Below are 9513 nucleotides of genomic sequence, written 5' to 3'. Positions count from 1 at the left end.
CGTCAAATCCTTACCAAACCCCCGATCACCCGAAGCATCCGGCACATACTTCACACACACCACAATCCGCAAACTCACACCAAACCTCCTACTGAGTACCGACGAGTCCGGTCACTTCGTACACCGTTCTCGCGACCATATGGCACGCAGTACCCTCTGTAAAGGTACGTAGTGCCAAACGGAGGGTCGCGGTGTTACGTTCCCCGTATGACTGAAGTGCAGAGACGACGCAAGGCGGCCACCGGCCCCGCCGCCGGGACCAGCGCCGCCAAGCCGCCCATGCGCGAAGTGCTCGCAGAAGCCGCCTTCCAACTGTTCCTGGAGCGCGGATTCGAGCAGACCACGGTGGACGACATCGTGGCTCGTGCCGGTGTCGGTCGCCGTTCGTTCTTCCGCTACTTCCCGTCCAAGGAAGACGCGGTCTTCCCCGATCACGAGCGGTGTCTCGCCGAGATGACCGCCTTTTTGGAGATGCGCGGGTCCGATGCCTCGCTCGACCCGGTCAACACGGTGTGCGATGCCGCGCGGCTCGTGACGCGCATGTACGCGGCGAACCCCGAGTTCTCCGTACAGCGGTACCGCCTCACACGGGAGGTCCCAGGGCTGCGGACGTACGAGCTCTCCGTGGTGCGCAGGTACGAACGGACCCTCGCAGGTTTCCTTCGGCGTCGATACGCCGACGCCCAGGGCGGTGATGCGCCCGAAGGCGCACTGCGCGCCGAAGTGATCGCCGCCGGTGTGGTCGCCGCACACAACAACGGCCTGCGCTCCTGGCTGCGTTCGGGCGGTCACGGCGACGCGGACGCCTCCGTCGACCATGCCTTGGCTCTGGTGCGAACGGTGTGGGGGCGCGGGGGTGAGTCCGAGCGCGCCGTGACCACTGTCGACGGCGCGGAAGGCTCGTCCGCTGATGAGGTCATCGTCATGGTCGCCCCTCGGGGGGCTCCGCTGTGGAAGGTCGTCCAGCAGATCGAGTCCGCACTCGGTGAAGAAGCCTAGGCCGTCCGAAAGGAGCCTGGACCTGGCACTCAGTATCGCGGATTCCGCTTCGCACTCTTTACGGTGCTGCACTCGGTGCCATATGGTGCCGGTGCGCCAACGTGGTGGCGTGCTGTTTTCCGAGTCGAGTGCAGGGGGTCGAGTCGTGTCCCAGCCAGCAACCCGCATTGCGCAGATTCGTCATTCACCGACGTGGACCGCTGGGCCGCCGACGGAGCAGACGGCACGGCTGGCGACGCAACGACCGTCGTCGCAGGAGAGTCCGGGGTTGGTCCACCAGCGTTGTCGCTGGTGCGGCACCACATCGTTTCGACGGCTGTTGTGCCCCGTCTGCGCCGCCAGTGATCTGGAGACCGTCCGGAGCGATGGCCGGGGCGTTGTCATCGAGTCCCACGTGGTCCACCGACACCGGGGGGTTGCACACAATGAATCCCTCGTGCGCTTCGAAGAGGGCTTCGTCTTCCGTTGTCGCGTGGTCGGGGTGGAGCCGCACATGGTGTGGATCGGTGCCCCGGTCCGTCCGCTACCGGGATCTGACCCGCTGAGCGGGGAACTCGTCCTCAAGCTCTGCGACGCCGATCAGCGTACGGACTGAGTCGTGTCTGCACAGCCCCGTCTTCGGTACACGCCCGTCGTCCGGGAGGCAATCTTCCCGAGGCGTGGACGGCCGGGCGTGGTGGCCGCAGCGCCACCATCCAGGACCAGCGATCCATGGTCCTCGACGGTGGCGGGCCTGCGCAGACCGCTCAGTGATCCCCGCCCGAGGTGACGTCCAGTCGTTTGGCGAAGGTCTTGCCCCCGTTCGTGGATTCGTATACGCCGTCCTGGCTCGCGGCCACCAGATGGGTCGCGGTGACAGCCGTCAAAGCCTGGGGGCCGCCTCCGGGTACGGTGCCGACCTTCTGCCAGGTCCGTCCGCCATCCGCGCTGCGGCTGAGCTCACCGGCCGGATCGATTCCGTACAGGGCATCGGGAGTGACCCAGGACAGGAACGCCATGACGGACCTGCCCGCCTTGTTGAAGCTCCTGCCGCCGTCGGTGCTGCGGATGACCCCTGACTCGGTGGTGGCCAAGATCGTCTGAGCCTCCTGCGGGCTGACGGCGATGTCCAGTGCACTCAGCTTGCTGCGCTTGTCCCAGGTGGAGCCGTCGGCGCTCACCCTCAGCAGACCGTTGGTGCTGTCGTAGCCGTAGATCGTTCCGTGGGCGTGTTCCAGCGAGTGGAAGTCGACTTCCCCGACGAGCGATCTGTCCTTCCACGTCTTTCCCCCGTCCGTCGACTCGATGAGACCGAGGTTGTTCGGGGCGTCCCGGCCGGGGGCGGGATGGCCGCTGGCCAGGAAGGAGCCGCTGGCTGCGACGGTGAAGCCCATGAAGTCGTCCTTGCGGTCACCGACCAGTTGGGGGCGGCCCTTCGCGTCGGGCGTGTAGATGCCCTCATGGGTGGCGACGTAGAGCTTCTTGTCGGTCGGGCCGACCTCGACGCCGTGGATATGACTGATCGTGCCGGTGGACGAGTCCTTCGTACCGGCGTCGTCGGATGCGGTGCTGCCGCCCGAGCAGGCGCTGAGGGCGAGGGCCAGTACGGCCGCGGTCACGGGCGCGGCGAGATGACGCTTCTTCATGGGGTCCTGATCGTGTGGGGAGTAGTGGGGAGGCCGAAGGCCAGGGTTCAGGGTGGAACGGGCCGCCGTCCGCCCGTGGTCGCGGCAGGCGGCGGCCCGGGACATCAGAGCCGGGCGAGGATCTTGTTCAACTCGTCGATCTCGGCCGACTGGGCGGTGACCACGGCGTCGGCAAGCTCCTTCGCCGTCGCGTTCTTACCGTTGCGCTGTTCTTCTTCGGCCATCTCGACCGCGCCCCGATGGTGTTCGATCATCAGCTGGGCGAACTTCTGATCGAAGCCCTTGCCCTGCGCGGCCGTCAACTCGTCCAAGTCCTTCTCGGACATCATTCCGGCCATCCCGCCGGATGTTCCGGAACCTTCGGAGGGGCCCATGTCATGGCCGTCGTGTTCCGTTCCGGCACCTGCCGACTCGGGTTTGCCCCACGCCTTGAGCCAGGACTTCATCTTCTGGATCTCCGGGTCCTGGGCGCGGGCGATCTCCGCGGCGAGCTTCTTGACCTCCGGGTCCTCCGCACGGCCCTCGGCGAGTTGGGACATCTTCAGGGCTTGCTCGTGATGCGGGATCATCATCTGGGCGAACATCACGTCGGCGTCGTTGAAGGCACCCGGCGCGGCGTTCTGGCCGCCGGCCGGAGCACTCGCCGAACGGGAGCTCTTGCTCCCGTGGTCCATGCCGTCCATATCGTCCGCGTCACCACAGGCTGCGAGGACCAATCCCGCTGCGGCAACCGTACTGACGAGGGAGATCCGGCGGCGGACCCGAGCGCCGCGCCTGCGGTCCTTACCTGTGGAACTCTGGGCTTCCGCGGTGCCTTTGATACCGGTGTTGCACGTCATGGCCAAACCTCTTCGCTGTCTGTTTCGGGGGATCCCTACCGATGTGTGCGTGGGCGGGCAGCGCGAACCACCCGCGGTGGCATTCGGCCTAGATCCGCAGCACGGACAGATGTGTGAGGTGAGGTCGTGGCGGTGGGGCGCCGGGGCGCAGCGCGGCGAGTGCGGCTGCACGCAGCCGGGGCAGCCACTCCGACCTGCGGACGAGCGCCGCGCGCAACAGCGCGGCGAGGATCCAGCTGCCGAGGACGGCCACGCAGAGGGAGGCCATGTCCATGACCATGCCGTGGTGGTGCGCTCCGGCCTGCTCGTCATGCCCCGTGGCCGGCATCTGGTGGCCATCGACCGCCAGGAGTTCCAGCGGGACAGCCGCGGATCCGTCGACGGGTGGTGTCGCATGGCCGGTGGGACGATCCGTCGGGACCAGGTGGGCGGCGTGCCGAACCGCAGGGTCCACCGCCGTGGTGTGGTGGCCGGCGCCTCGGGTGTGACCGGGTTCCAGGGCGGCGTCGGCCGCGCCCGAGTCAGCGCCGCTCGCCACCGCCGTGAGGGGCTCCCCCGTCACCCCGATGGTTGCGGCGACCTCGACAGTCGGCCCGGAGCGTGCCGGCGAGCCACCCGCCATCGTCCCCTGTGAGCGGGCTGCGGCCATGGCGCCATGGTCACCTTCGGGGCTGCTCTCCGGATGGCCGACCGTGTGCATCGCGAAGACACCTAGCGCAAGCACGACCAGCAGAAGGTGCCCCCAGGCACCCGCCGCTCGCATCGCTCGGCTCGCACTCACGGTCGTGACCTCCACTCTGATCAGTGCGCTCGACGATACAGAAGGACCCCCGCCGGTGTCCCACCACCCGGCTTTCCACTAAGGTTCTTGGCATTGCCTGCTAGGGAGGACTGTCGGATGCGGAACTGGATGCCCCGACAGTGGGCCGTCGCGGTGCTGGTGACCCTGCTCGCCGCGATGGCGATCGGCATCCCGACGGGCGTCGTCCCCACGGACCTCTTCGCCCGGATGACCCCGGTGATCTGGTGGAACTATCCGGTCTGGGCCCTCAGCTCCCTCTTGATGGGGCTGCTCGCCGCCACCTATGCGGCCGGTCGACGGAGCGCCGAGGCTCCTCGGCCCCGTACCGCACGCGCACTCGCCGGCGGAGTTCTTTCGACGCTCGCGGTCGGCTGCCCCGTGTGCAACAAGCTCGTGGTCCTCGCCCTCGGCATGAGCGGTGCCCACACCTACTGGGCCCCTGCACAACCAGTCCTCGCCCTTGCTTCCCTGGGCCTGCTCGCCCATGCACTCCTACGGCGCCTGCGCACCGCGGACGCCTGTCCGCTCCCCGTGGCCCCAGCGGGCGAACCGAACACCACGACTACGATGAGCAACCGCTGAAGCCGGGGGCGGACGCGGGCCGAAAGGGGAGCGGCGTGAGACAGCTGGGCGGACTTGAGGCCGAGATCATGGATCGCCTCTGGGCCTGGGGGCGCGCCGCCACCGCCCGAGAAGTGCGCGACGACCTCAACAGGAAGCGCCCCATCGCCTACAGCACCGTCAAGACCGTGGCCGACATCCTCTTCGGCAAGGGGATGCTCACTCGCGAGAAGGACGGCCGCGCCTGGCTCTACCGAGCCACGTGCACCCGCCAGCAGTACACCGCCGCTCGTATGCACGACGCCCTGGAGGGCACCCCGGATCCGGCCGGTGTGCTGTTGAGCTTCGTCGAGCAGATCTCCGTCGAGGAGGTCCAGGCGCTCCGCGCCGCTCTGCGCGCCGCCAAGCGGCGGAGTGGATCATGATCATGGCCGGCGCCGCTGCGGGGTACGCCCTTCTGGCGGGCGCTGCCGTTCCGTACGCCCTGGCACGGGCGCGTTGGCCGCATCGCGCCCCCGCCCTGGGCATCCTCGCCTGGCAGGGCCTGATGCTGAGTTTCGTCGTCGCCGCAGCCCTGACCGTGTACCACTTGGTGCTCACCCATCGACACGTGCACGACGGCCTGGTCGGCCTGCTCAGCGCCTGCGACCCCGGCCAGGCCACGGACGTCCTCACGACCCCGCCGTCGATGGCCGACGCGGGACTGCTGTTGCTGCCCGCCGCGGTGGTCCTGCTGCCGCTCGGCTGGCTGGCGCGCACACTCTGGCACACCCGGCGCGAGCAGCGCCGCCATGCCGACCTGCTCAACATGATCGGCGTCGAAGCCGTCGGCTTCGACGCCACCCTCGTCGACTACACCGTCCCCGCTGTCTATTGCGTTCCCGGCCGGCGTCGCCGCATCGTGGTGACCCGAGGCGCCTTGGACGTGCTGGACGACGAACAGTTGCAGGCTGCCCTGGAGCACGAGCGCGCCCACATCATCGGTCGGCACCATCTGCTGCGCACGGCCGTCCGTGCCTTCGCCCGTTCCTTCCCGGGACTGCCGCTCGCCCGGCACGCAGAAGCGCAGACCGCGCTGTTGCTCGAAATGAGCGCCGACGACCGCGCATTGCGCTTCCACTCGCGTGAGGCGTTGGCCACCGCCCTGTGCGAGGTGGCAGCAGGTCGGATCCCCTCGGGCGCGCTGGGAGCGGGGGGCCCGGGGGCTCTGATCCGGCTGCGCCGCATTCTCTCTCCGCAGGAGCGCCCGCCGCGGGCGGCCGGCGTCGGGGTCGTGGTGGCTTCGGTCGTCGCACCCATGCTGCCGCTCCTGTTGGCCTGCGTCCCCTGAGAGTCGCTCCGCGCAGGGGCTGCACCGGTACTGCGTGGGGGCGTACGCCGGAACACCGACGGGGGAGGAACCGGGGCCCTCCTGCTTCCTGATGGCCGGGCGCGGGGGCGTGCCCGCCCAGGAGGCCCCCGGTCGGCGAGGGTGCCAACCATGACTCTACAGCTAAACCGCTTAGCTGATAGAGGGATAGTGAGATAGGAGTGAATAAAGCGACCGTGAGTCATAAATCCGCAGATCAGACCCCTTGAGGGCCGGCCAGAAAGGCATTGGAAGGTGAGTCTCAGGCTGCCGATCTCGCTCGCTCTCTAAAGCACTTAGCGGTAAGCCGAACGGTGTCGCAGCTAGTGGGAGTTGAGCCAGTCGTAGGTGGCCTGCGCCGTGAACTCGGCCTGTCCGCCCGTGTAGAGGAGATCCGCCGACCGGAACTCCGGATCCGCCGCGGTTGCCGGAACGTACGGGACGGCCACACAGCGCATTCCCGCCGCACGTGCCGCGACCACCCCCGGCGCCGCGTCCTCCACCACCACGCAGTCGGCGGGTGCGCTCCCCAGCCGGCGAGCCGCTTCCTGGAAGACATCGGGTGCCGGCTTGCCCCGAGGGACCTCCTCGGCGGACACGACGGTGGAGAAGTAGACGTCGAGGCCCGTTCCGCGCAGGATCGCTTCGATGGCCTCGCGCGATGAACCCGAGGCCACCGCCATCGGAGTTCCATCACCGTGCAGCAGTTCGACGAACTTCGCCATCTCGGGGAACACCGGAGTCGAGGCGCTGGCCAGGGCGAGGTAGTGCCTGTTCTTGGCGGCCAACAGTTCATCGACCGGGGTGTCGATCCCGTACTCCGCACGGAGCGTCGCCACCGTCTCGCGGGTGGCGATGCCGATGAAGTCGGTGTGGCGCTCCCAACTGAAATCCGTCACACCGTGTTCGGCCAGTATGTGCCGACCCGCTTCGTAGTAGTTGAGCTCGCTGTCCACCAGGGTGCCGTCGAGGTCGAAGATGACTGAGGTGCCGCGTGCGTTGCTCATGCCACCAGGATGCCAAAACGCAGGCTCTTCACTGAGCGGCTGTGCGACCGACGGATTCCACCAGGGGCAGCAGTCGATGGGGCACCCGCTCCCGCAGGGCCATCTCCGTACGGGTCCGCACCACTCCGGGCAACTGGATCAGTTGCTGTACGACGTCCTCCAGATGGCCGTTGTCCCGGGCCACCACCCTGGTCAGCAGATCCCCGCCACCCGTGATGGAGAACGCCTCGATGATCTCCGGTACTGCCGCGAGTGCTTCGCCCACCTCGTCCAGATGCCCCTGGGTGACCTCGATGTGGACGAACGCCAGTACCGGATGGCCCAATGCGGCGGGAGAGAGAGCCGGGCCGGTCCCTGTGATCACGCCGTGGCGTTCCAGTCGGTCGATCCGGGCCTGGAGGGTGCCCCGCGCGATGCCGAGGATCCGGGCGTACTCCCGCACGCTGGTACGCGGCTGCTCGATCATCAGCCGCAAGATGCGGGTGTCCAGTGCGTCCACGGCCATGGTTCTTCAGCCCTCCTCAAGGTCCTGGGTGGTCAAGGACGTGACTCTACCGATGCCCGGTGACGCGCCCGGAGTCGACCGCCCGGGGAAAGTCGTCCGCCTTGGGGGGAGGTTGAGACGGCTCCCTTCCGGGGGGAACAACTTGGGGAATGGCTGTTCGAGAGCGCGGAGTGTCCCGCAACCGCAGGACGTCCCGTGCGGCCCTGTAATCCGGACACATCGCTCGAATGGAGTAGTCGCCGCCGGCGGGTCGGCCAACGATCGTTCTCCCGCGGGCGATGTCGGACCTCCCGAGTGCCAGGGCCGCTGGTCCGTGGCGTACGGGAGGATGCGGAGGTCGCCGCCTTCCGCTCCGCCGGTTCGACCGGGGGCTCGGAGGTTCCCCGCGTGATCCCCCGTTCGGTGTGACACGGGAGGCCGGTCGGACCGCCGGCACGCCCGGGGTGATCAGCGTCCGAGCCGGGTATCGACGCCGAGGCGTCGAGGACCGAGCTGACGAGCCGTTCGGGGCCACGGCACCCTGCCTACGCCCCGATTTTGGATGCTCGTTCAACAGCTTGGCGAAGAGAGGGGTCGAGTGCTCCGGGGCGGTCGGCGAGGATGTCAGGGAGGCTTGTGGGGGAGGAAGGTCTTGACCGCCGTTCCGTCCGTCCTATGGCGACCCCGCAGGGCCGACGCTCAGTCGGGCACGTCGACCAGATTCAGCGAAGTGAGTGAGTGATGCCTGAGAAGCGCCCCGGAAGGCTCGTCGCGATCAGCGACCTCCACGTCCGGTACGACGAGAACAAGAAGATCGTCGATGAGTTGAGACCGGAGAGGGAGACCGACTGGCTGATCATCGCCGGCGACATCGGAGAGGTCGTCTCCGACATCGAATGGACGCTCAGTACGCTGCGGGACCGTTTCGCCAAGGTGATATGGACGCCGGGCAACCATGAACTGTGGACCGCGCCGGACGACCCGATACAGCTCCGTGGCGAGCAGCGCTACCGCCATCTGGTGGAACTGTGCAGAAGGCTCGATGTCCTCACCCCTGAAGACCCGTTCCCGATCTGGGAGGGCGAGGGCGGCCCTGCGGCCATCGCCCCGCTGTTCCTGCTGTACGACTACAGCTTCCGGCCCGAAGGCACCCACTCCAAGGAGTCGGCCCTGAGGGTTGCCGAAGAGGCCGGAGTGATCTGCACGGACGAGTTCATGCTCCATCCCGATCCCTACCCCAGCAGGGAAGCCTGGTGCCGAGCCAGGGTCGAACTGACCGAGGCCCGCCTCGAAGCGCTCCCCGCGGACCTGCCCACCGTCCTCGTCAATCACTTTCCGCTGGTGCGCGAACCCACCCGCGTGCTGTGGCACCCGGAGTTCGCGCTGTGGTGCGGTACGACGGCGACGGCGGACTGGCACGTGCGTTTCCGTGCCCGTGCCGTGGTGTACGGGCACCTCCACATCCCCCGGTTGATCCACTGTGACGGCGTGCCCCATCAGGAGGTCTCCCTCGGCTACCCCCGCGAGTGGCGGCGTCGGGAGACCGCTCCGGGGAAGCTGGTGCAGATCCTCCCCGCCACCGCCGAGCAACTGGGCTCGACATGACCCTTGACCGGCCGTCGCAGACCGCCGCCCCACAGAGAGTTGGTACGAGATGACGCTCCTGGACGAGCCCTCGGGCGGGCTCCCTCCGGCGGAGGACGCCCGGGGGCGCGCCGCCGAACTCCTCGTGATGCGGGCGCGGGCGGTGGCTGGGCCGAGTGATCGGGCGACCGAGGCGCAGCATGCGAAGGGGAAGTTGACGGCGCGTGAGCGGATTGCGTTGTTGCTGGATGAGGGTTCGTTCCG

At 68.1% G+C, this 9513-nt stretch carries 11 protein-coding genes and 1 pseudogene; 7 read left to right on the top strand and 5 right to left on the bottom strand.

The window, feature by feature from the left end; genetic code table 11:
* The first annotated feature begins 279 nt into the window (after window positions 1-279).
* The gene (locus tag ABZ348_RS34330) at window positions 280-999 is read left to right on the top strand and encodes a TetR family transcriptional regulator (protein ID WP_358939882.1); all 720 of its coding nucleotides are present in this window, start codon (window positions 280-282) and stop codon (window positions 997-999) included.
* 229 nt (window positions 1000-1228) lie between these two features.
* The gene (locus ABZ348_RS34325) at window positions 1229-1594 is read left to right on the top strand and encodes a zinc ribbon domain-containing protein (RefSeq protein ID WP_358939880.1); all 366 of its coding nucleotides are present in this window, start codon (window positions 1229-1231) and stop codon (window positions 1592-1594) included.
* A gap of 151 nt (window positions 1595-1745) precedes the next feature.
* Here ABZ348_RS34325 and ABZ348_RS34320 read toward each other — a convergent pair whose 3' ends face one another.
* The 3 genes from ABZ348_RS34320 to ABZ348_RS34310 form a co-directional block, all read right to left on the bottom strand.
* Window positions 1746-2624 (bottom strand): F510_1955 family glycosylhydrolase, encoded by an 879-nt coding sequence (locus ABZ348_RS34320; protein WP_358939878.1) that lies wholly within the window; start codon window positions 2622-2624, stop codon window positions 1746-1748.
* A gap of 104 nt (window positions 2625-2728) precedes the next feature.
* The gene (locus ABZ348_RS34315; RefSeq protein ID WP_358939877.1) at window positions 2729-3463 is read right to left on the bottom strand and encodes a DUF305 domain-containing protein; all 735 of its coding nucleotides are present in this window, start codon (window positions 3461-3463) and stop codon (window positions 2729-2731) included.
* 88 nt (window positions 3464-3551) lie between these two features.
* Entirely contained in the window at window positions 3552-4244 is a 693-nt protein-coding gene (locus tag ABZ348_RS34310; protein ID WP_358939875.1) for a hypothetical protein, read from the bottom strand.
* A gap of 117 nt (window positions 4245-4361) precedes the next feature.
* On the opposite strand from ABZ348_RS34310, the gene ABZ348_RS34305 reads away from it, so the two are divergent.
* The 3 genes from ABZ348_RS34305 to ABZ348_RS34295 are packed head-to-tail and all read left to right on the top strand — an operon-like array spanning window position 4362 to window position 6156.
* A complete protein-coding gene (locus ABZ348_RS34305; RefSeq protein WP_358939873.1) occupies window positions 4362-4847 on the top strand; it encodes a hypothetical protein in 486 nt (161 codons plus the stop codon).
* A gap of 35 nt (window positions 4848-4882) precedes the next feature.
* On the top strand, window positions 4883-5251 hold the full coding sequence (locus ABZ348_RS34300) for a BlaI/MecI/CopY family transcriptional regulator (protein ID WP_358939871.1): 369 nt from the start codon (window positions 4883-4885) through the stop codon (window positions 5249-5251).
* Window positions 5248-6156, top strand: a complete 909-nt coding sequence (locus ABZ348_RS34295) for a M56 family metallopeptidase (RefSeq protein ID WP_358939870.1) — start codon at window positions 5248-5250, stop codon at window positions 6154-6156. Before ABZ348_RS34300 ends, ABZ348_RS34295 begins: the two co-directional genes overlap by 4 nt.
* Window positions 6157-6497: 341 nt before the next feature.
* Here the strand turns inward: ABZ348_RS34295 and ABZ348_RS34290 are convergent, their stop codons facing one another.
* Both ABZ348_RS34290 and ABZ348_RS34285 read right to left on the bottom strand, forming a co-directional pair.
* Window positions 6498-7181: an HAD family phosphatase gene (locus tag ABZ348_RS34290; RefSeq protein ID WP_358939868.1), complete on the bottom strand. Its 684-nt coding sequence runs from the start codon at window positions 7179-7181 to the stop codon at window positions 6498-6500.
* A gap of 28 nt (window positions 7182-7209) precedes the next feature.
* A complete protein-coding gene (locus ABZ348_RS34285; RefSeq protein WP_358939866.1) occupies window positions 7210-7686 on the bottom strand; it encodes an Lrp/AsnC family transcriptional regulator in 477 nt (158 codons plus the stop codon).
* Between the two features lie 720 nt (window positions 7687-8406).
* Here ABZ348_RS34285 and ABZ348_RS34280 point away from each other — a divergent pair.
* Together ABZ348_RS34280 and ABZ348_RS34275 are read left to right on the top strand one after the other, a co-directional pair.
* Window positions 8407-9270, top strand: coding sequence for a metallophosphoesterase (locus tag ABZ348_RS34280; protein WP_358939865.1), 864 nt, complete (start codon window positions 8407-8409; stop codon window positions 9268-9270).
* Between the two features lie 49 nt (window positions 9271-9319).
* Window positions 9320-9513: pseudogene (locus ABZ348_RS34275) on the top strand (methylmalonyl-CoA carboxyltransferase); the annotation flags it as partial.

The organism is Streptomyces sp. NPDC005963, assembly GCF_040638655.1.
Classification (GTDB): Bacteria; Actinomycetota; Actinomycetes; order Streptomycetales; family Streptomycetaceae; genus Streptomyces.
This window is presented reverse-complemented; position numbering and strand designations above follow the sequence as displayed.

Bases quoted from the DNA above. Each gene is read 5' to 3' on its own strand.
- ABZ348_RS34295 (WP_358939870.1), top strand. From the start codon at position 5,248: ATGATCATGGCCGGCGCCGCTGCGGGGTACGCCCTTCTGGCGGGCGCT.
- ABZ348_RS34315 (WP_358939877.1), bottom strand. From the start codon at position 3,463: ATGACGTGCAACACCGGTATCAAAGGCACCGCGGAAGCCCAGAGTTCC.
- ABZ348_RS34320 (WP_358939878.1), bottom strand. From the start codon at position 2,624: ATGAAGAAGCGTCATCTCGCCGCGCCCGTGACCGCGGCCGTACTGGCC.
- ABZ348_RS34285 (WP_358939866.1), bottom strand. From the start codon at position 7,686: ATGGCCGTGGACGCACTGGACACCCGCATCTTGCGGCTGATGATCGAG.
- ABZ348_RS34290 (WP_358939868.1), bottom strand. From the start codon at position 7,181: ATGAGCAACGCACGCGGCACCTCAGTCATCTTCGACCTCGACGGCACC.
- ABZ348_RS34330 (WP_358939882.1), top strand. From the start codon at position 280: ATGCGCGAAGTGCTCGCAGAAGCCGCCTTCCAACTGTTCCTGGAGCGC.
- ABZ348_RS34305 (WP_358939873.1), top strand. From the start codon at position 4,362: ATGCGGAACTGGATGCCCCGACAGTGGGCCGTCGCGGTGCTGGTGACC.
- ABZ348_RS34280 (WP_358939865.1), top strand. From the start codon at position 8,407: ATGCCTGAGAAGCGCCCCGGAAGGCTCGTCGCGATCAGCGACCTCCAC.